The 20,845-nt window shown below is 41.6% G+C and carries 18 protein-coding genes and 1 pseudogene; 7 read left to right on the forward strand and 12 right to left on the reverse strand.

The annotated features are described in order from the left end of the window. The first annotated feature begins 2 nt into the window (after nucleotides 1–2). The 3 genes from L6H98_RS01480 to L6H98_RS01490 all read left to right on the forward strand — a co-directional run bounded on the left by L6H98_RS01480 (nucleotide 3) and on the right by L6H98_RS01490 (nucleotide 2,509). Nucleotides 3–410, forward strand: a complete 408-nt coding sequence (locus L6H98_RS01480) for a carboxymuconolactone decarboxylase family protein (RefSeq protein ID WP_236412369.1) — start codon at nucleotides 3–5, stop codon at nucleotides 408–410. A 346-nt stretch (nucleotides 411–756) separates the two neighbouring features. Further along, a complete protein-coding gene (locus L6H98_RS01485) occupies nucleotides 757–1,338 on the forward strand; it encodes a sigma-70 family RNA polymerase sigma factor (RefSeq protein ID WP_236412370.1) in 582 nt (193 codons plus the stop codon). Next, nucleotides 1,313–2,509, forward strand: a complete 1,197-nt coding sequence (locus tag L6H98_RS01490) for a DUF4179 domain-containing protein (RefSeq protein WP_236412372.1) — start codon at nucleotides 1,313–1,315, stop codon at nucleotides 2,507–2,509. The genes L6H98_RS01485 and L6H98_RS01490 overlap by 26 nt, the downstream gene beginning before the upstream one ends. Nucleotides 2,510–2,892: 383 nt before the next feature. Here the strand turns inward: L6H98_RS01490 and L6H98_RS01495 are convergent. Further along, nucleotides 2,893–2,958 (reverse strand): annotated as a pseudogene (locus L6H98_RS01495) (hypothetical protein); the annotation flags it as partial. A gap of 253 nt (nucleotides 2,959–3,211) precedes the next feature. Here L6H98_RS01495 and L6H98_RS01500 point away from each other — a divergent pair. After that, nucleotides 3,212–3,655, forward strand: a complete 444-nt coding sequence (locus tag L6H98_RS01500) for an Lrp/AsnC family transcriptional regulator (RefSeq protein ID WP_236412373.1) — start codon at nucleotides 3,212–3,214, stop codon at nucleotides 3,653–3,655. 87 nt (nucleotides 3,656–3,742) lie between these two features. Here the strand turns inward: L6H98_RS01500 and L6H98_RS01505 are convergent, their stop codons facing one another. The 11 genes from L6H98_RS01505 to L6H98_RS01555 form a co-directional block, all read right to left on the reverse strand. Beyond that, nucleotides 3,743–4,945 carry an MFS transporter gene (locus tag L6H98_RS01505; protein WP_236412374.1) on the reverse strand — a complete coding sequence of 401 codons (1,203 nt, stop codon included), beginning with the start codon at nucleotides 4,943–4,945 and terminating at the stop codon, nucleotides 3,743–3,745. 200 nt (nucleotides 4,946–5,145) lie between these two features. Then, on the reverse strand, nucleotides 5,146–6,528 hold the full coding sequence (locus L6H98_RS01510) for a DJ-1/PfpI family protein (RefSeq protein WP_236412375.1): 1,383 nt from the start codon (nucleotides 6,526–6,528) through the stop codon (nucleotides 5,146–5,148). A 262-nt stretch (nucleotides 6,529–6,790) separates the two neighbouring features. Continuing rightward, nucleotides 6,791–7,432: a phosphatase PAP2 family protein gene (locus tag L6H98_RS01515; protein WP_236412376.1), complete on the reverse strand. Its 642-nt coding sequence runs from the start codon at nucleotides 7,430–7,432 to the stop codon at nucleotides 6,791–6,793. A 206-nt stretch (nucleotides 7,433–7,638) separates the two neighbouring features. After that, on the reverse strand, nucleotides 7,639–10,173 hold the full coding sequence (mprF, locus tag L6H98_RS01520) for a bifunctional lysylphosphatidylglycerol flippase/synthetase MprF (protein WP_236412377.1): 2,535 nt from the start codon (nucleotides 10,171–10,173) through the stop codon (nucleotides 7,639–7,641). Nucleotides 10,174–10,418: 245 nt separating this feature from the next. Next, the gene (locus L6H98_RS01525; RefSeq protein WP_236412378.1) at nucleotides 10,419–10,991 is read right to left on the reverse strand and encodes a methyltransferase domain-containing protein; all 573 of its coding nucleotides are present in this window, start codon (nucleotides 10,989–10,991) and stop codon (nucleotides 10,419–10,421) included. A 51-nt stretch (nucleotides 10,992–11,042) separates the two neighbouring features. Continuing rightward, nucleotides 11,043–12,140 (reverse strand): HAMP domain-containing sensor histidine kinase, encoded by a 1,098-nt coding sequence (locus tag L6H98_RS01530; protein WP_236412379.1) that lies wholly within the window; start codon nucleotides 12,138–12,140, stop codon nucleotides 11,043–11,045. Continuing rightward, entirely contained in the window at nucleotides 12,133–12,813 is a 681-nt protein-coding gene (locus L6H98_RS01535; protein ID WP_236412381.1) for a response regulator transcription factor, read from the reverse strand. The genes L6H98_RS01530 and L6H98_RS01535 overlap by 8 nt, the downstream gene beginning before the upstream one ends. A 56-nt stretch (nucleotides 12,814–12,869) precedes the next feature. After that, nucleotides 12,870–13,424, reverse strand: a complete 555-nt coding sequence (locus L6H98_RS01540; RefSeq protein ID WP_236412382.1) for a methyltransferase domain-containing protein — start codon at nucleotides 13,422–13,424, stop codon at nucleotides 12,870–12,872. Nucleotides 13,425–13,494: 70 nt separating this feature from the next. Next, nucleotides 13,495–13,998, reverse strand: a complete 504-nt coding sequence (locus L6H98_RS01545) for a VTT domain-containing protein (RefSeq protein ID WP_236412384.1) — start codon at nucleotides 13,996–13,998, stop codon at nucleotides 13,495–13,497. A 152-nt stretch (nucleotides 13,999–14,150) separates the two neighbouring features. Then, nucleotides 14,151–14,789, reverse strand: a complete 639-nt coding sequence (locus L6H98_RS01550) for a hypothetical protein (RefSeq protein ID WP_236412386.1) — start codon at nucleotides 14,787–14,789, stop codon at nucleotides 14,151–14,153. A gap of 200 nt (nucleotides 14,790–14,989) precedes the next feature. After that, on the reverse strand, nucleotides 14,990–16,438 hold the full coding sequence (locus L6H98_RS01555; RefSeq protein ID WP_236412389.1) for an alpha/beta fold hydrolase: 1,449 nt from the start codon (nucleotides 16,436–16,438) through the stop codon (nucleotides 14,990–14,992). A 282-nt stretch (nucleotides 16,439–16,720) separates the two neighbouring features. On the opposite strand from L6H98_RS01555, the gene L6H98_RS01560 reads away from it, so the two are divergent. The 3 genes from L6H98_RS01560 (at nucleotide 16,721) to L6H98_RS01570 (ending at nucleotide 20,821) form a co-directional block, all read left to right on the forward strand. Next, nucleotides 16,721–17,146 carry a hypothetical protein gene (locus L6H98_RS01560; RefSeq protein WP_236412391.1) on the forward strand — a complete coding sequence of 142 codons (426 nt, stop codon included), beginning with the start codon at nucleotides 16,721–16,723 and terminating at the stop codon, nucleotides 17,144–17,146. A 615-nt stretch (nucleotides 17,147–17,761) separates the two neighbouring features. Further along, the gene (locus L6H98_RS01565; protein ID WP_236412393.1) at nucleotides 17,762–19,141 is read left to right on the forward strand and encodes an SPASM domain-containing protein; all 1,380 of its coding nucleotides are present in this window, start codon (nucleotides 17,762–17,764) and stop codon (nucleotides 19,139–19,141) included. Between the two features lie 33 nt (nucleotides 19,142–19,174). Beyond that, nucleotides 19,175–20,821, forward strand: a complete 1,647-nt coding sequence (locus L6H98_RS01570; RefSeq protein WP_236412394.1) for an ABC transporter ATP-binding protein — start codon at nucleotides 19,175–19,177, stop codon at nucleotides 20,819–20,821. The last annotated feature ends 24 nt before the right edge of the window (nucleotides 20,822–20,845 follow it).

The following is a 20,845-nucleotide window of genomic DNA, read 5'->3' on the forward strand; positions in this document are numbered from 1 at the left end:
GGATGACCAGGTTATCTTACTCCAGTATAGGTGAAACTCCTTTTCAACGCTTGCTGGGTCATAATCCAGGTATTCAAACAAATTGGACCAAGCTTGAACAAGCTTTTTATGATGACGGCCGATTAAGCAGCGAATTAAAAGAACAGGTTCGTCGAACCCTGGCCTACGGCAACGGATGCAAGTACTGCCAGGCCAAAGGAAAACCGGATCTGAACCAAGCTGATGTTAAAACCAGTCTGGCTGTAGCTTTTGCTGAATTGTTTCTGAATCATCGCTCAGCCATTGATCAAGGAACATTCGATGTGCTCCGCAACGAGTTCTCCGAACCCGAGATTGCAGAGCTGTGCTCGTTCATTTGTTTTACGACAGCATCCCAAACCTTTGGTTCGCTAATGGATTTACAGCCCTGAAAATACTGCAAAAGAGAGGAGGAAAAAAACACCGACGATGTATACAAGTCATGAAGATATGATAAACGTTATTTTCGTTGCTCAAAAGAATGAACAACTGGAAGAAGCATTGCTGAATAACACGCAATTAACAGCCTTATTGAATGCAAAGCAAGTGTGGATCGAGAAATTTAACAACAATTTCAAAATTGAGAATCTGATTTGGACGTATACTTCAAACCATGTATCTTTACACATTTATTTGAAATAGTCGCTAAAGAGCGGCTTTTTTTTTTGCAAATGTCACATATCGCAAAATGCTGGACGTTATACAAGGTGAAGATGAAACAAAAGGGAGGTGAATGGTTTGAAGCACACAGACACCGGAGCAGAATTGATGGATATTGAACCGTATGTGATCGATGCCCAAAAAGGGGACAAGGAAGCTTTTGCCGTCATCATTCGTACCTTTGAGAGACAAATTTATACGTATTGTTATTATATGTTGAAAAATCGCGAAGAAGCGGAGGATGCGCTGCAAGAAATTTTTATTAAGTTATACCGCTCTATTCAAAAATACGAACATCAGGTTTCCTTTTCTTCCTGGCTTTACAAAATAGCCTATTATCATTGTATGGATATGTTCAGAAAGAAAAGCAGGCAGAAGAAAACGTTATTCCTGCAAAAAGAAATTCAAGAGTTGGAGCATCAGCACTTGAAGGAGAACATACCCGAGGTCGAACAATTACTTATGAGTTTGAAAGTGGAAGAGAAGCATCTCGTACTATTACGAGCCGTTGAGCAGTACAGCTTCGAAGAAATCGGACAGATCATGGAATGCAAACCGGCGACCCTTCGGAAAAAGTATGAACGCATCAGAAAAAAACTAATTCGAGAAAAGAAATCTAGAGGAGGGACAACGCATGAAGCAATGGTCAGATCCCACTGAAGAAGAGCAGGTAAATCAAATTAGAAGGATCGTTAAACAAAAAGAAATGCCGCAAGAAAGCTATGTAAATCAAATCTTAGAAAGGTTGGATCATATGAACAGATCTAGTGATATCAAACGTACTCGAAAGTGGAAGAAAAAAGTAGCGATCAGCGTGACAGCTGCCGCGATGCTTGGAGGCGTGGTGATGGGGAGCGGGTTTGTCTCCCCGGTGATGGCGGATGCCTTGAAAAATGTACCTTGGATTGGAAATGTATTCCAATACAATATGGACAACAGTTTAAAACAGGCCAGCGAGACTGGACTGACGACCTTACCGAACTTAAGCTTAACAAAGGAAGGGGTCACCCTAAACATCAAAGAAGTGATGTATGACGGTACACGGCTTGTCCTTGCTATTGAACGTCAAGGTATTGAGGACGACACCATGATTTCTCCGTATCTACCGGAAGGCGCAAAGGATGAGAATTTAAATCCAATTCCAACCGTACCACTGAAAGAGCAGAAGAAGGGATACCTTTCTATCCCGGACATCGAGATTCAGGGAAATAGCAAGTTTTTGGGCTCGTTCACCGATGCCGCTGGTAAGACGGAGGACGGACAAATCTTGCGAAACATGGCATTATATGAGGTTAGCAAGGGGCTGACGGAGAAAAATCTCCCTGAAACGTTTGACATGAAGGTTAAGCTGAACGTCAGCGGAATCGAGGAACCTTTTGAATTCGTAGTTCCTGTCAAAAACATGGCGAAAGGAGCAGTTATCCTTCATCCGAATCAAAGCCAAAAGAGCGGAGATTTCAGTTATACCGTCCAGCAAATTGAATTGACCCCTGTAACGACCCGTCTGGTGCTTGACAGCGTAGGTCAAGTTCCTGAAACTCCGGAACAGACGGGCGATTTAAGTCCGACTAAAATGTACTATGACATTGTAGACCAAGATGGGAATCAAATTCAGCAAAATATGGTCGGGTACTTTAATAGTCATCCAGGTACTGAGTATCACGAAGATGAGACGTACCAGCCATTTAAGCAAACGCCGACTTCGATTACGATTAAACCGTATACTTTAACCGCGAAAAAGGATTGGACGATCGTTTCCGACAGTGCAGGCAAACCGGTTAAAACCTATCATAAAGATCTTGAAATGACCATTCCGGTCATTCAGAAATAAGTCTTCCGCTGTGATGGTGCGAGTGAAAGAGGCGTTCTCATAGAGATACGCCTCTTTCACTTGCATAGCCTGTCAAAGAGCGCTTGAAATGCAACGGTTGCCGGCAACTTCGTTCATGCTCCGTTCATATTGCATTCATTAAGAGGACATTTGGGTTGGTTAGACTTGCAATAGCGGACCGACCGCAAGGCCAATGCAATGATCACAAGAGGAGCTTAAGAGTTTGACGCAACCAGGAACGGCGGCGCCTGCACTTGATTTTAAGCCACTCATATCAGAGTTAACTCCTTATTATAAAGTCGTCGCAATTGAACCTTTTGGTTGGTTACCGAAGCATATCTAAACAAAGCATTTTCCTGCATCGGTCGTTTCTGCTCGCGGTCGGCCCAACCAGCAGGCCTGCTGTAAACGAGGTTTCCGCCTAATGTAATTTGAACAACGGTACCCACGATCCTTTTTTCCTCGAGTGTACGGTCAATGACCTACCTCATTGACGCTTTTGTGCAGCCATTCCAGATCTATATTTCTCATGTTTCTCATCCTCTCCTGCTGTAATTTACTTGATTATTTATAGCAAGTGTGTTTATTATATAAATAATTTCTACCGCATTACATAAAACAAACAAGTTAAATGAAGTAGTTTCCGATGATTCCAAAGGGATTTAGAACAAATAACTTTTAAAATTAAGGTGGTCGATGTTCTTGGACGAGATCGATAATAACATCCTGCTCCATTTGCAAAACCAGGCGAGATTATCAATGACGGATTTAGGAAAGCTGGTGGGACTGTCTCAGCCAGCGGTAACCGAACGTGTAAAACGCATGGAAGAAAAGGGGATTATCGAGGAATACCGAACCGTCATTTCCGCACAAAAAGTGGGTAAGCCATGCACAGCCTATATGCTTGTTCGGACCCGGAATTGCTATCCTTTCCTTGATTTTTGCCGTTCTTCACCAGAAGTCACGGAATGTTACCGGATAAGCGGAGAGCATAATTATTTATTGAAGGTCCTCACGGAAACAACTCAGGAGTTGGAAGAGTTTGAAAACAGGTGCGATCAATACGGAACCTATACGACTCTGATCGTAATGTCTTCACCGATTGCTTATAAAAATCTCATTGGTGAAACGAATTTGCTCGCATAGGATGTAATCCTGTAATCCCCAAAAAAATGAATCCGCCTTTGCAGCGAATTCATTTTTTGATTATGTTGCGCATGCTCGTGAATTCCTTTAGGAAGGAAAGCCATGCTTTTTAGCTAGCCGAGCTGCAAGCAAGGAGGGAAGCAACAGAATGATTAATGAGCCTGGAAGGAATCCGGCTCCAAGCTGTTCGAGAAGAAGCCCGCCGATAATGCCTCCGCCGCCGATGGCCACATTCCACGCGGTAACCAGCATCGATTGGGCTATATCTGCGCTTTTTCCCGCTGCTTGTGCTATCGCTGTTTGCAGTAAAGTGGCTGCCCCGCCAAATGTAAGCCCCCATGCCGTAACACCAAGAATGATGACTGCAGGTTGATTCATTCCGATTCCCAAGGCTGCGGAAGCCAAAGCAAATCCCGTGATGCTGATTAAAACCAGCATTCTTAGAAAACGATCAATCAGCATGCCTATCACCCAAATGCCGACAATCGAGGTAATGCCGAAAATAAGAAGAACCAAATCCACTCGCTGAGCAAACGCCGTTTCGGCAAGATACGGTGCAATATAAGTGTACAAAATATTATGAGCTAATACCCATGCCAACACGACAAACAAAATCGACCGAACACCGGGAATCAGGAAAACCTTGTGAAAAGGGAGCTGATCACCGGCAGGCTCGCCGGCATAATCCGGCACCTTCCAGAGCACCCAGCCAATAAGGGCTGCAGCCAGTAATGATACAGCTCCGAAAATGAGACGCCAATCTGTATAAGTACCGAAAAAAGTGCCAAGCGGAACGCCCAGCGCCAATGCCAACGGGGTGCCAACCATGGCTACGGCCATCGCTCGTCCCTTTAACGAATCAGGCACCATGCGCCGCGCATAACCGGCCGTCATCCCCCATAGTACACCTGCCGAAACACCTGCGAAGAAACGCGCGACAAGCGTCAGCACATAAATAGAAGATAAGGCGGTGATGGTGTTAAATACAAAAAAGCCGACGATGCACAGCAGCAGAAGCGGCCGGCGCTTCCACCCGCGGGTAGCCGTTGTCAAAGGAATGGCGGCCAGAACAGATCCAACCGCATAGAGAGTAACCAATTGTCCGGCAAGAGCTTCTGTGACCCCGAGATCCTGCGCAATTTGCGGCAGTAATCCAGCAGGCAGCCCTTCCGTAAGAATGCAGATGAACCCCGCCATGGCTAAGGCCAGCAGCCCGACCCACGGAAGACGTTGGGAAGACGGCACATTTGCTCCGCCGCCTTTTCGTATAAGAGCAGTGTTTGAGTTCACGAAAAAAATCTCCTTTATTTATTTTTTGCCGTTTAAAAAGCTTTGGCTTTCGTATAAGCATATATAAATAAAACATTTATTTACATGGATGATTAAAGGAGAATGAAGCGAATGAAAAGGAATATACTTTTATTTTTATTGAAATTCCATGAATTTAAAGGCAAAAAGGCAGCCGATTATGAACGGCTGCCTGCGTTGCGCTAACGCGTAATATAGTTACTCTCCATTTTCTGCTTTTTCTTCCTACGGATCAAGACCGAATCAATGAAAAAAGTAATAAGCAAGGATAAGATACCAAGAACAACGGGTATGCCAAATGCCTCCAATGAGAAGGGTCTGCCTTCTAACGTTAAGTGATCAGTGGCGCGGTATTCCAGCCGTTTGGCCGCAAATTTAGCTGTTTGCACATCTTCCTGTGCCGCCAAATTCTCAAAGGCAGGATCCATGGCAAAACGATCTGCTGCATCACGGTGTAAGAACAGCATTTCCGCGCTGCTGCCGCTGCGTTTCCATTGCTCGATGTCGTCTGCAGCTGCAGACTCGGCATTGGCGCCAACGACAATCATTTTATCCAAGGTCGGCACATCATTTATTGGATAACGTGCAATCAGGTTGAGACCATGCTTCGTTACGATCGGTTTATGATCCCTGGAAACGGTTAATGTCGTTGTTGTACCCGAAGCGCCGTATGTATCAAATGCGGCGGACAAATCCAATTCGTCGGCACCATCATACAATAATACGCCCGCCTTAACTTTGTTCCATTGGTATGCATTATTCAGTACGTAAGTGATATCGCTTAACCCGGCATTAAAGGGTTCCATTTGAGGGTTGTTCACGTAATCATAAGAGGGATAGTTCATCTCTCTGGCAACTTCTTTCGCCGCTTCCTCGCCCAACTGCTGGGAGATGACAAACAACGTTGCATCGATCCCTGAGGTCAGACCTGCTGAAGATACGATATGATCTTGTGGGACATAGCGCTGGTCTTTTACCCATTGAACTTCGGGATACTTTTTAATGAGCCGGTTGATATCTCCCCAGTGGGTCGCGGCCGATTTTCCGTTCAGCAAGCCGGTATCTGCCAAGTTTTCCGCCCCATTGCAGATGCTGAGCAGCGTGGTCTCGCTATCCGAGTGTTTCTGAATCCATTCACGGACAGGTGCATATTTTTTGTCGTCCAATATCGGCATAAACGGAATAACGATAATATCCGGGCTTTTGCCGAGCATCCTGTCCAGTTCTTCAAATGAATAATGAGGGATGACATCAAGACCCCCGGTTAGGGATTTTACATTGCGATCGGGTGCAACACCGTATACATTGTAAGCCTTGGTCAACGCAAACATTTCGTACGGGACGAGAAAATCGAAAACTTCGGTCACTTCGGTTGCAAGCAGGACAGCTACTGTCGGTTTGGTTACGTCATATGTTGGGACTTGTATATTTCCCAAGACAGGCTCTGGTTTATTATACACTGACATCCCTGCATTCATCGTACGCACGAATCCAATCGACCCAACCCCTCCCACGATGACGATAAAAACAATAAAGTAAATGGCGATACGCAATGCAACTTTCACTTATATACCCCTTCCAGTTTTAAATTCTTGGTGCCTTCAAAATATATCAAATAGATGATTTATTTATCATCAGGCTGCAGTTTGGTAAGGGGGCTGGACTAAAGTTGAGGGACCCAATGGCCTCGGGTCTGTTTCTTTTTGTTAGCAAGACTCAATAGGGCTACTATTTCATAAAAGCAATGAAATAATCGTTTCAATGTTAAAGATTAGAAGTGTGAGGAGTGTTGTTGAGGGGCCCGGGACAATACGCATCACACCTTTTCTAAGCAGGAAGCTGCTGTTTTTTTTGTATCGATATGATCCACGCCCCTGCTAACCTGAAACATAGTTCCCCGACTAACACGCCACCGGCAATGTCTACCACGACGTGTTGTTTCACGAACACCGTTGAGATCATGATAAGAGTAGACATGGCTGCCGTCAGCCTCCAATTGATTTTGCTAAATACTCGCGCACCCCTAAGCATCAGGTAACTCGTTAACACATGAATGCTTGGGAAACAGTTGTAGGGCTGATCCGAGCTGTACACCATGCCGATGATACGATAGAGAAACCCTGTTTCATGCTGGATATCTGGACGCTGGATCGTTGTTTGAAAGAGGGCAAAGAACAGATACGAAACGATCAAACCGCTGCAAAGTGCGATCAAAGTTTGAAAATAGGTTTCCCTGTTTTTAAAGGCAAGCGCGACAAGTATGCCTGTAATGAAGGGGTACCATAATACATAAGGGATGATAAATACAGGGACGAATGGTACTAGTTGGTCAATGCTTGTTCCAAGATAAAATACATGATCCCCAGCCCGATTCAAAATACCATAGAAGATATTCAAAATGGGGACGATGAGGAGCCATAAAAGAGATAACCATGCCGATCTATAAGATGGTTTTTCAAGACGGTCCACGCTCTCACTCCTAAAGATGATTTATGAACCATCATAATAACAACCTCTGAAGAACGTACTGGGTATTTTCTAAAGAAACTCTAAAGATTCGACGAGGGTCATTGATACAGGTATACGAAAAGAACGAGAAGGGAACATAACGGCATAGAATCCGTATTCCTTTCTCGCCCATTCTGTAGAACATGTTCTTCATGAAGCGGGACTTGTTATTCAGGGGTTCGGGATATTAGTCTCACAAGGTCCATCGTGACGAAGGGGAGCCTTTTGTTAGCCGGATAAGCTAAAAATCTTGGCTGCCATTCGGGAATGAATTTTTCTTTATAACGGCGTAATCCTATAAATCCATACCAACGTCCGCCATATTTAAACACCAAGCGGGCCAGTTTTTCCTCGCGGTGTGCATATGGGGTTACTCCGACACTGGAAAGAGGAGACATCCCCAAATTGAAATAGGCATAGCCTTGCTCCTTTGTCCATTCCATCAAACGTATTAAAAGAACATCCATCGTTCCATTTGGCGCATGGTTCACATGACGCATGAGATCAATGGAAATCACTTTTTTTTGGTTATATGCAGGAGCTAGTGTAGCAAAGGCCAAAATTTTTCCTTCTGCATCACGCAGTAAGGTTAAGGGTGACCGTTGAATGTAAGCCTCATTAAACCAACCTAATGAATATGCTTTTTCTTTGCGATTGCCCAGCCATTCATCCGAAAGATCGCGTAATTCAGCAAGAAGTTCGGGATGGTACGGCGGCGTAAGAACTTCGAAACGTTGATTCATGCGATTGGATCTGTTCAAGGCCGTTCGTAAGTTTTGATTTTTTTTGCCGCTAAGCGAAAAGGGTTCCAAAGGAACCAGCGCTTCTTCCCCCAGCTTGAAGAATTTGTAACCATTCTCATGATAGATCGGAAGATAATCAGGGGTAGCCTGATAGAAAACAACGGTTAATCCGAAACGCTGCGCAAAACTCTGAAACTCCTGGATGGCGGCACCGACAAGTTTTTTGCTTCCGATCGGATCGCCAAGCACGATTAATTTGCGGCGAATGCGAGAATAAGGGATCAAGACTTGGTCATGCTGCGCCCAGTAGAAATGTTTGTCTCCCAAATATAGAAGATGTGTCAATACGTTCCCATCTTCTTTGGAAATGAACTGAGTCAATTTCTCGATATCCTTTTCACTAGGACGCTCCCCTGTGTAATGATGCGGTCGCAGCGTAAACATGGACGCCGCCAAAATCAGTACCCCACTGAAACCACCAATAAGATTCATCATATACTCACCTTTAGATGAAGCAAGGTCATGCAAGGGGCCTACAACAGCTAGATCGGCATTTATATCCATGGCCAAATAAGAAAGTAACCAAACGCAAGAAACAGGTACGCCAATCCAGATCGTGAGAGGGGATATTGTCGCACTTTTCCGGGTGAAGTGAATATGGGCTGTATACCATATAAGCGTTAATAGCAGCAAAATACTGGCCATTAACATATCGATCCCATGGCTGAATTTTATGAACAGGCCTGCTGACCATAATACGATGGCCCATATGTAAGCTCGCCGGGTTCGGAGCAGAGCGCCACGGGATACAATGATAAGCATGATGCCGACAGAAATGGATAATAGCTCACCAGAGTGATGCAGTATGGGGATAAATAATATATTTTCATAATCATAGCTCTTAGCAAACCGTTTGGGCATCGCCAAAGACAGAAGGAGAAGGATTCCATTCACCAAAAGCATTTTTTCAATGAGCCATGCCCCGAGTTTGCCCAACAATACCCATCGGGAGGGCTTGTGTAACTTGTTATAGGTTAGTCGCCTTGCATTGGAAATGGCCGCAATCATCCCCTTCAATAATTTACGGACCAAGCTTATTTCAAAAGCAGCCATGAAAAGACCGAGCAAACAAGGAGCTATAAAATAAAATAATCGAAATAATATTAAAATGATAAAAGCAGCGGATGAGTTAACCTCCAAGGTCTGAAGCCCATACAAAGCGATTAAATCAAATGCTCCAATTCCTCCCGGAGCCATGCTGATGATGCCGGCAATTGCTGCCACAATATATACACCGAAAACCGGCGCAAATGATAATTGGGGTTGCTCATGGAAGGCGAACAGCCAGAATAATATCCCTGCACACGCCCACTCCAAAAGAGAAGAGGCAAGAGAAGCGATAACGACATTCCACGGCAGCTTGCCCTGACCTTTATTGAACCATTTCGCAAACAAGGAAGATCGCTGCATCAATAAAAAGAACGGCAGATAGAGGGATATGCCCATTACACCGATTTGAAGCCATGAATGGCGCTCAAAGACGGCATCTACGGGGAAAACACCCATAAGTACAAAACATCCAAATAGAGCTAACCCAACCATCAAAATAGGAGAAAGGAACAGGGATGCAGCTCCCGCTGTTGTTATCTGAATTCCGCGTTTCTTATACAGAAATGTACGCATCCCTACACCAGTGAGGCCCGCCAACCCCATCATATTATTGAATGAATTGGCGATCCAAGCATACCGAAATGTTGTTTTCCAATCGAGCTCGAGCTTAAAATGGCTTCTGATTAAAAAATCATAGGTACTCATCACGGATACTGCTAAAAACGAAGAAAAGACCCATAGGATAATGACATGAACAGGCATTACGCCAATAGGGATCAGAATTCTTATGAATTTGAAGCTGTACGCAGCATAGAGTTTCTGCGATATTTTTCGTAACAAGTTTCTCATTGTGTCGTTGACTCCACCTTCGGGACAATAATTCTCTAAATTATAGAGAAATAAACTTAGGAATCTGTGGGCATATTTCTAAAGAAAATCTAAAGAACATCTAAAGAACGGGGATACGGTTGTTATTTTGAGCAAAGACCTGGTGTAGCAATTTGTACAAAAAAACAAGCAGTGAACCACTGCTTGTGATAGATAGAGTAGGGGGATGAAGAAATGTGTGACCCGCCAGATGAACAAAAGTGCCTTTAGGCGGATGGTTGATCCTTTTTATGACATACAAAAATAAATGCAGGTGCCAGATTGAAAGGTTCGAATATGATTTTATCGATGACCAGATGTTCGGCCCACTTCTTTTTCATATGAAGCGTATTTTGATAAACAATTAGAATTCCACCGGGCTTGAGAGAGTGAACCATTTGGTGAATGATATTTTCCCTCATATTCTTCGAAAAATTAAAGAAGGGTAAACCACATATAATACAGTCAAGGTGGTTAATGCTCTCTTGTATTAATTTTTTGGATAAGTACGATGCGTTCGAATGGAGCTTGAATTGGGGATAGGTATCCCTTAAGTTCTCGCGCATCTTTTTGTCTCTTTCAAACAAAAATACGTTTACATTACCTTGCAGCCGGCCGGTAAAAAGGCGAGTAATCGCCCCGGTGCCTGCCCCAAGTTCGGCGATCGATTTGATGTTATTCCAGGGTATTTCCCGAATGATTTTTTTGGCTAGAAATCGTTGATTAGGAAATAAACTTCCTACACGTTTCGGGTTCTTGAGGAACCCCTGAAGGAAGAGAAAAGGTTTAGGGTACTTCAATGATCCATCCTCCGTCGTCATTCTTTGTGGTGGTTTTTCGAAGCGTTAAGCTCAGGAGTGATATAGCGGCAGCAACATTGTAAACAAAAAAACATCATCGGTATGATGCAGGGTCAAACTACCTTGATGCAATTCCATAATATTCCTGGCAATGGAAAGACCGAGCCCAGAGCCGGCCTGAATGCCTTCGCTGCTCCTTGAAAAGTCTACTTTATAAAATCGGTCAAACAGCTTATTCACTTGATCCTCATTAAGCGGTGTCCCTTTATTTTGGATCTCTATCGCGATGTGTGTACTGAATTTTTCCATTCGAAGTTCGATAGCACCGGGTTTGTGTGAGTATTTCAAAGCATTCATCAACAAGTTGTCGATTGCCCTGGCGATTTTTTCGCTGTCCACATAAACATTCGTCGGAGAGGGGGCAATCTCTTTGACGATACGAATCCCATTTTCTTGAGCAAGCGGCTCAAATTCAAATAACATTTGCTCCAAAAGTTGGGATAAATCGATTTCTTTCCGATTCAATTGGGTATCGTCGACAGACGTAAGCCGGGTGTATTCGAACAAATCGTCGAGGAGTTTTCTCAAATGGACGGCTTTGTTGTACGTATTTTGGACAAAACGTGAGTACTCATCTTTGTCTCGGAAAGATTCGGTCTTTAGAAGCTGAATATAGCCGATGATACTTGTAAGAGGAGTGCGCAAGTCGTGGGAGAGACCTGTAATCATTTCCATTTTAGATTGTTCAAGCTCACGTTCCTTCGCAATTTGTGCTTCCAAACGCTCTGCCATTCTATTAATGTTTAAAGCGACATTACCTAGTTCGTCTTGACGGTCAATCGTTACCCGATATCCTAAATTCCCCACGGCGATTTTTTCAAGCCCTTGCTCTAGTTTGATCAAGTCTTTTACAATGTTCCGGGTCAAAAATAGAAAAACACCGATGAAACTAACGATAAACAAGGGGGTAATCAGATAAGGAAAAAATCGAGAGTACCAATCAGATTCCATAGAGTTACCAAGATAAATCGAAGTCAAAAGGAAAACATAGTTAATGCCAAGTGAGATAACCAGGCTTAGGATCATTCGAATGAGAATATTGACTTGAATTCGTTTGTTTTGTTTTAACTTTCGAACATAATTAATCAATTTTATAACCAACCCCCCATACGGTTTTAATGTATTGAGGTTCTCTTGGCGTTTCCTCCAATTTCTCTCTTAAATTACGTATGTGAACCATAACCGTATTGTCAGAATACCCATAGGGCTCTTTCCATACACTTTCGTAGATTTGCTCCGAGCTAAAAACTTGACCAGGCCGGCTCGCTAATAGCAGCAGAATGGCGAACTCCAAAGGGGTCAACGAAATCTCTTTTCCTTTGAGTTTAACGGAATGTTTATTCTTATCGATCGCCAGGTCCTTGATGAGGATTAACGAATTAAATTCTTCTTTGCCCATTAAGGATTGACGACGGAATTGTGCTTTTACGCGTGCAATCAATTCCAAAGGATTAAATGGTTTGACCATGTAATCATCTGCTCCGGTCGTCAAACCGATAATTTTATCGATATCCTCTTCCTTGGCAGACAGCATGATGATTGGAGTATTTGAAATTCCCCTGATTTTCATACATGCCGTGATCCCATCCATCCGTGGCATCATGACATCCAGAATAACAAGTTGGACCGAACTCGATTGGATCATGTCCACGGCTTCTAAGCCATCGGCTGCTTCAATGACGTCATATCCTTCATTGCGCAAGTATACATGGATCACATCTCGAATTTCCGGATCATCGTCTACGACTAAAATGGTATTCATTTTCTTTAGTATCTACCCTTTCTCATATATAATGCTTTGAATTTTCATTGCTTTCTTTATTTACGGCACACATAGACGAAAGCGGAGGGAACATTCAGAGGAACAAACTCAATGTTCTCAATAATGAATTTTTCGGAAAGATGCTTCTTCATTTGCAGCGAATATTGAAAAGCGATGAACCGTCCTCCAGGTTTTAAAGCTTGGTGAATCTGTTCAATCAAGGCATCCCTTAATGTACGCTCAAAATTGAAAAAAGGCAAACCGCTAAAAATATAGTCTAATTCGTCGATGCCTTCGTTCTTCATGGTATCCAATAAAGTGGCAGCGTTCGGGTGGGAGATGAACTCCGGGTATTCATGTTGTAAATTGCTCCGCATCGTTTGATCCATTTCAAATAATAAAACTTTTGTATGTTCATTTGCATTTTTTTGAATGTATCGGGTAATGGCCCCAGTCCCTGCGCCAAGCTCCGCAACGGCAGTGCTTTCTTGCCAAATGGCATGATTAACCATTGCGCTGGCCAAAAAGCGAGAGCTTGGAATGATACTCCCCACATTTTTCGGGTTTTTCACAAAGCTTTTTAAAAAAAGCAATTTATCATTAGTTTTCATTATACATACCTCCATTGGGTTTATTATGAACGGCTCCGTTCGTTTCAAATCGCATTTTTCAGGCCTTGGCTCAAAAACTCAAGGAATGCAGCAATGATAAAATTGAATCTCCAAAAAAAGTTCCTAAAGCAAAAAAGATGATCGTCCAAAGCAGCGCACTTGTGTATGTGATCAGAGCGAATTCTTTATAACGAACACCACTTAGCCCAATGAGCAATGGCATGAAATAACGTACAACCGGGATAAACATGCCGATACACATGGCTAGATTGCCTCTTTTTCGAAGAATGGATTCGGCTTTGAGATAGTGCTTGTTGCGTGAGAGCTTTTTCTTGAATTTGTAGCCGAATACGTGACCGGCAGAATAAGCAAGCGTGATCGCTGTCAGCAAACCGGCCAGAATACTGATATAGGCAGCCCAGTGATCGATAACATCCGAGCGGCTTAGAACGGCACCGGTAAGGATCGTTATTTCATTAGGAATCGGAATTCCGAATGGGCCTAGGGAGAAGGCGAGAAAAAAGAAAAGGTACCCATATTGATGAATGAGATCTAACACTGCGTTTCCAATCATTTTTTTCAGCTCCTCCTGTTGATCGTTTTATCTTAACGAGAAAAACTAAGGAAAGAATGAGAGTATTTCTAAAGAAAATCTGAAGAAAACCTAAAGAACAAAAAATAAACCGCATAACCATTGTTAATGTGATCTAACAATGGCCATGCAGTTTATGAATGAGTGTCCGAAGAAACATCCCGTGCAAATCGCAACAATTCGTTAATTCTTTTCTTTAAGTACACTGCTTTTGTGATTGCTTCTTGAATCCGTTTTCCGTAGTCGTCCTGGTTATTGTACGATGAAGTTTTCAAGAGGGTTATGTCATGAATAAGACTATTTAACGTTGGCCGTAATTCCGATATGATATCCTCCATTAACTTTTGATTGAAATGCTGCGTTTCATGTTCTTTCTTTGTTTCCTGCTGCAGGTGATCCATCAATGAATTGATGGTAGTTGCGACGTTGTCCAATTCATGAAACCCCAGATGAGGAATCCTATAACTTAAATTTTCTCCATTAAACATCAGTAACGCCTTTTCCAATACGATCATTTTTTTCGCAATGGGTAGTGTCAATAAACTGAATGTTATTACAAACAGTACGGTAAAAAACATCGGAATGAGATTGGCTGCCATAAAATGAGGAGTGGGGCCTTCCATTAAGTATGAAAAATGGGCAAGATAACAGGTGAGATAATAAGAGGAAAAGCATGTGAAGAAAAATGCAATCAACAAACGGTTACCCAGATAAATTAATATTTTTACATAGATATTGGTTATTCTAAAGGATGTTGAACGATTTTCATTCATGATTGGCGATCACTCCGTCATTTATTAGAGCCATCATAATCATAAATCCTGAAGAATATCATAGGGGATTTCTAAAGAAACTCTGAAGAGAGTCATAGGAGAGGTGGATATTTTGGGTAATGTCGGTTGTCATGATCTGCTATAGGAAACAAGCGTTTCTCCATGCGAGAAACGCTTGTTGAAGATAAGCCGGCTGTCCTTTACCGACCAGGCTGTTCTAAATGGATTTGGGGATACCTGTCGGAGATGTCGCTCATCTTTGGTTCGCCTGTACCCTTGACATATTGGTCAAAAAAAGCAAGACTCACTTCGTTGATGATTTGATGAACCTCGCGCGGTTGGGCTTTTTTAGCTGACAGCAGCGGGGAGAAGAGGTGAAAATCCGTAAAACTCATATGGGACGTCTTTGGGATCGTCATCGTATACCCTCCGTTTTTCAAAGCAAGGTTGCGACGTTCCGCGGATTCCTCCCAAAATGACTCGTAGTATGCTTTTGATTTCCCGCTCTGGGCAACGGCTTTGTCCAATGAGTTTTCGAACACGGTTCGATCGATACTCTGTTCCCCGTTCATTTGCAGATAAGGCTTCGCGAAACCATCATCAGGAGGCGGATCGCCATAAAGCGTGCCATCCATATTCATGGCTGCCCGGATACGTGAGTCCTTCATGAGCATTTGTGCTGCGGTCGCGCCTCCGTAAGAGTGCCCAAACATTCCGATACGTGTCAGGTCAATATGATCTTTAAACTCCGGTTGAGCGTTCAGTTGTTCAAGCTGGTCTAATACAAAAGTCACGTCATCAACCCAGAGAGTGATATGGCTTCCAAGTTCACTGAAACCACTCAAATTATTTTTCTTCAACAAAATTTCTCTTCCGTCGGGATAAACGGTCGCTGCTGCATCGTATGCATGATCGATGCCAACCACGATATAACCATGACTGGCTAATTCTTCGACCTGAAAGGTATTTTGATTACGAAAGCCGGTCAGCCCATGAGAAAAAATCAAAACAGGATACTGCTTTTGGTCATTGGACAAGGAGGCATTCGTAAACGAGTGCGAATCGATCAGGCTGAGGTGATCAAGTGTCCACGATGGAAACGAAAGGGCTTTTTCAAGACCCTTGGTTACAGCTTTCACATGACGGATATAGGGTTCAACCGGTTTGGATTCCGTGGTGTCCGCAGGATACCATAACTGAACCATCAGTTCCCGATATGCGTTGGGTTCTGATGCGTTTTCTTCCTTCCGGTCCAAGTCCGTCCAATGCAATACGGTCGTTCCAACCTGATAAGGCCCGGTCGGTTTTTCAAAGGTAAACACAGGCATCAGGAATGTAGGAGCGACCATTATCCCTAAAAGGAAAAGAGACATGATCGTCCAAAGCGATGTTTTCCATCCGATCTTTCTGCGATCCGTTCGTTCCTTCTTTTTCCGAGTTATACTTAAAAACAGAATCATAGCTATTACTGTTATGTATGCAGGAACCATCTGCCATCGGTATCCATCCAGCACGAATTGTAAAATCGTAGTGATCAACAGCAAGGCAATTGCAAAAAGCCTGGGCATTTCAAAAAAACGTGGTTTCCATATGAATAGATTAGCAAGGATGAAAATTAGCAATACAAGTACGATGTCGAATAATCTCAAAGTTTAAATCCTCCCAGTAAATTCATTTGTAGTCACAACAGTCCTTGAAGTATGGTTTGTACATGGACGTTCCCTTCTTTCTGTAAAATTTTCAACCGAAAAGGCTTTTCTCCCTATAGACGGCGACTTACTTGGAAACTATTTGGTTTTTTATAAAACTATATAGTAACACACGAATATCTTATCGATTTGAAGGAATGATGTCAAATGAAGCGAACAAGATGGAGCATCGGCGGAACATTTCAAATGTATATTTCGTTGGAAGATCAAGGGGGGCGTACGATGAAGAAATATTCGTTTTTCACCTTCATGTTTGCTTTATTAACGGCCTTGTTTCTAAGCAGCTGTCAAAGTGCTAATACGCCTAACCAGGCGGGAGCAAGTAAAGAACCAAAGGAATTAGAAACCTTTTTTTCCGGCGATATGACACAGGTTGATTCTATCGAAATCATGAGTGGCAGTGATGGTACCAAAAAAACGACTACAGATCAAGCGCTCATTCAGAAATGGATTGAAAAGGTGCGCCATATAAACATCGTCCTTGATCCGGATCAGGAAGATGCAGCAGGGGTTTTGTTCCATGTTACGCTGTTTAAGCAGGGGAACGAAGTGTTCTATATGACGCCTACCGATATGAATCATCAGCGGATGAAACCGCAGTCGGAATTGGCAGACCGAATGGCAGAGCTTTTCAATGCGATAGAATGAGCTTGTTTTACAGCATAACCGAGCCGTGTGCTAACATGACCCTTCTGGACTTCGGGTACTTTAAGGGCGGGGGCTTATAAAAAGCGGATAGGCTGTACACTGTATTGGATATAAAGACGCTTTAATGAAGAGATCAGTAGAAAGGACAAATAGAGTATCTGTATTAATTACCGCCCGATGTCTTGCACCAATATTGATCTTATTTTAGTCGAACACAAGAAATGTAAGTGATTTTTATTACTGTTTATTTAATGAAGTTACTGGATAATTTATCTTGCAAATACAATTTGATGATATCAATTCATTAGCTAATTGAAGGGAGGTGGAAGTATGCTTAAACAAATCAATAAGGGATTTACCAAGGGTTCCGATGACTCAAAGATATGTTGGACATGTGATACAAAGGATTATTGTGTAAAATGTGATGCACTTGATTGGGGATGTTCAGGTGGATATGAAACCTGCATTACCAGAGATTCTGATGGTTAGATGTTGAGAAGTGAAAGTGTTACATACACTTCTCATTTGAAACCCAGGTTTTCTATGGAGATCTGGGTTTTTTCTAGCCTTATTTTATCAAGAATAACTATCAGCACATAGATTGGAGCAAAGTAAATGAACGAACTCACAAATATTTGGGAAAAACGTATTAGACCAGCAGATGTTTTGCTTCTAGAACATAATTCAAATAGCTACGCATATGTTCCAGGGAGAAATGCACTTTATGAAATTGATAGCAACTTAGAGATGATCCTCAGGTCAGACAATGAAATAGTATCAGTGATATATGATAACTTACCTTTGCCATTAGAGAAAGGAGAATTTCTCGATGTTATTCATTCTCTTATCGAGAATGAAATGATTAATCAGGAAAGAAAGACGAAAGAAATTGAGACAGCCCATTTTCGATCAATAAGCGCTCTAACACTTATGATGGTACAAGAATGCAATCTAAAGTGTACCTACTGTTATGCTGGAGATGGCGAATACAATGAAAAAGGAAAAATGAATTTTGAAACTGCAAAAAGATCTGTGGATTTTTTAATTCAGAATTCAGGCGATATCGAAGAATTGACTCTTGTTTTCTTTGGTGGCGAACCTTTATTAAATTTCGAAACAATTGAACAAGTTGTATATTATGCTAATAAACTAGCCGAGACGCATCATAAGAAAATTAAATATAGTATGACTTGTAATGGAACCCTCATTACTCCGAAAATCATTGAATTCATTCGGGCTCATGATATGTATGTTCAAATTAGTGTTGATGGCCAGAAGGCAGCTCATGATCAGAATAGATTTTATGGTAACAAAAAAGGTAGTTACGAGATAATCATGAATCGTACGGAAGAGCTACGGAACAAAAATCAATTAGGGGTTCGCTCCACACTTACTCCAGATAATACGAACTATACAGAAATATACCAGCACTTATTTTCTTTGAATTTTCGAAGTGCTTTTTTAGCACCAGCTATGCAAATGTTTAACAGTGAGAGTTTTGAAGAATTGGGTGTAGAATATGAGATCCTCACTCAGTATTTTTTAGAACTGATAGAAGAGAGAGAATATGGTAAGGCTAAAAAGATAAATAATATAATGAAATATTTACAGAGATTACATAGTGGTTTCGAGTCGACCTATTCATGTGGTGCGGAGGTTAACTTTTTTGCTGTTGATATCCATGGTGATCTTTACCCGTGTCATCGCTTCGTTAACAATAAAAATTACAAACAGGGTAACATATACTCTGAAATTGATCATTATAAGAAAAAAGACTTTCTCCTAGAAGCACATACATCAAATCGAAAAAACTGCAATTATTGTTGGGCTAGAAATTTGTGTGGTGGTGGGTGTCATCATGAGAACTATGAGTTAACAGGAGCTGTAACATCACCACCGGTGGACTATTGTAAGCTTACAAAAACACAACTAAACTCCATTTTTCATCTTTACTTAACTTTGACAGAAGAAGAAAAAGAGATATTGCTAGGTTAACTTTTAAAAGGGTATTTCTAAGGAGATTTAATTATGAAAGGTCTTGCTTTTATATATAAAAGATTGCTCCCTTATAATCGTGAGATTGTGACAATTTTATTATTCATGGGGCTGCCTCTGTGCTTTGGAATAATGCAACCTATCCTTTTTGGAAAATTCGTTGATTCTATAAGCTCTAACCAGTTTAAGGATGCTTATTTTATCGTTTTTTTGATTTTTATGTTTTGTTTGATGAATCTTCTTTTTAACCTGGTATGCAAATATAAGGTGACGAGTATCTCTTATAAAATTCAATTCAGTTTAAAGACGGATCTAATTAAACGTATCTTCTCTCTTCCTATGAACATCTTCGAATCGCTCCCCAAGGGAGAGCTGATTAACAAAATTGAAAATGATACAAAAGCTTTCTCAATTGCCGTAACTGACTTAGCTAAGTTTTTTGTAGATAGTATCAGTTTCATTGTCATTATTAGTATACTCATTAAAATCAATCTGAAACTTTCGTTAATTTTAGCTCTTATTGGGCCGATATTACTTATATCATTCTTGGTATTTGGGAAAAAAATAAAATTTCTGGACGGGAATGTTAAACGAAAATTAGATAGTTATCTTAATTTGTTGAATGAGATCTTGGAGAAATTCACGCTATTTAGAGTTTTTCATGCAGAAGGTGCGATCTTTCGAAAGTTTGAAGGGGAATTGAGTAGTTATCAATCATCATCACTAAACAAGAACAGGATAACCATTCTTTCTAGTGGTACAGTAGAAGGCCTAAACTTTATTTCATATATAGCAATTCTCTTGGGTGGACTTTATTATGTTAAAAATCACAATCTAACTCTTGGCGAACTTGTAGCATTCACCACGTACTCCAGCAATTTCAATTACTCTCTGTTAAGGTTTTCTCAATTTAACGTTCTGCTACAGGAAACCGTGGTCTCTATAAATAGAATGGACAATATTCCCGCTGCAGCAATAAGAAGAAACGAGGAGAGAAGTATACATGATCCCAAAATCCTGAATAGTTTTACTGGAACTGTTATGGAAATATCAAAGCTCTCCTATAGGTATGCTGATGTCGGTATTAGGTGTATTAATGAATTAACCGTGTCTGTTGCTCGATCAAAAATCCTTCAAATTACTGGAGCGAACGGGAGCGGTAAATCAACCTTGTTAAAGATTTTAGCAGGTTTACTTGAGAACTATACAGGTGAGATTCGTTATAAAGGATCAGATATTAATGATATCCCACGTTCTATATATTGTAATGAGGTATGTTTCGTTACTCAAGAACCTCAAGTCATTTCTGGCTCAATCCGGGAGAATCTTTTACTGGGGAACGCTAAAGCAACTTCGGGAGAACTACGAAAGGTGTGTGAAATGGTTGGTATTGCTTCGTTTATTGATTCATTAGATCAAAATTATAATACTTTAATCGGTATTAATGGAATTGAACTATCTGTGGGTCAAAAACAAAAGTTATCCATGGCTAGAGGATTACTAGCAGATGCAGAATTATATCTGTTTGATGAAGTTACTTCTGCACTAGATATAAAGCATAAACAAACATTTTTTAAATTGATGCACTCTTTAAAAGAGAATAATAAGGCGATTATTATCATCTCTCATGATCCAACTCCGCCTGGCTTAGTTGATGAACAAATTGAATTATGTATCTAAGGACTGGGGATGTCAAAATAAAAA

Origin of the sequence: Paenibacillus sp. JJ-223, assembly GCF_927798175.1 — a bacterium.
GTDB lineage: Bacteria > Bacillota > Bacilli > Paenibacillales > Paenibacillaceae > Paenibacillus > Paenibacillus hubeiensis.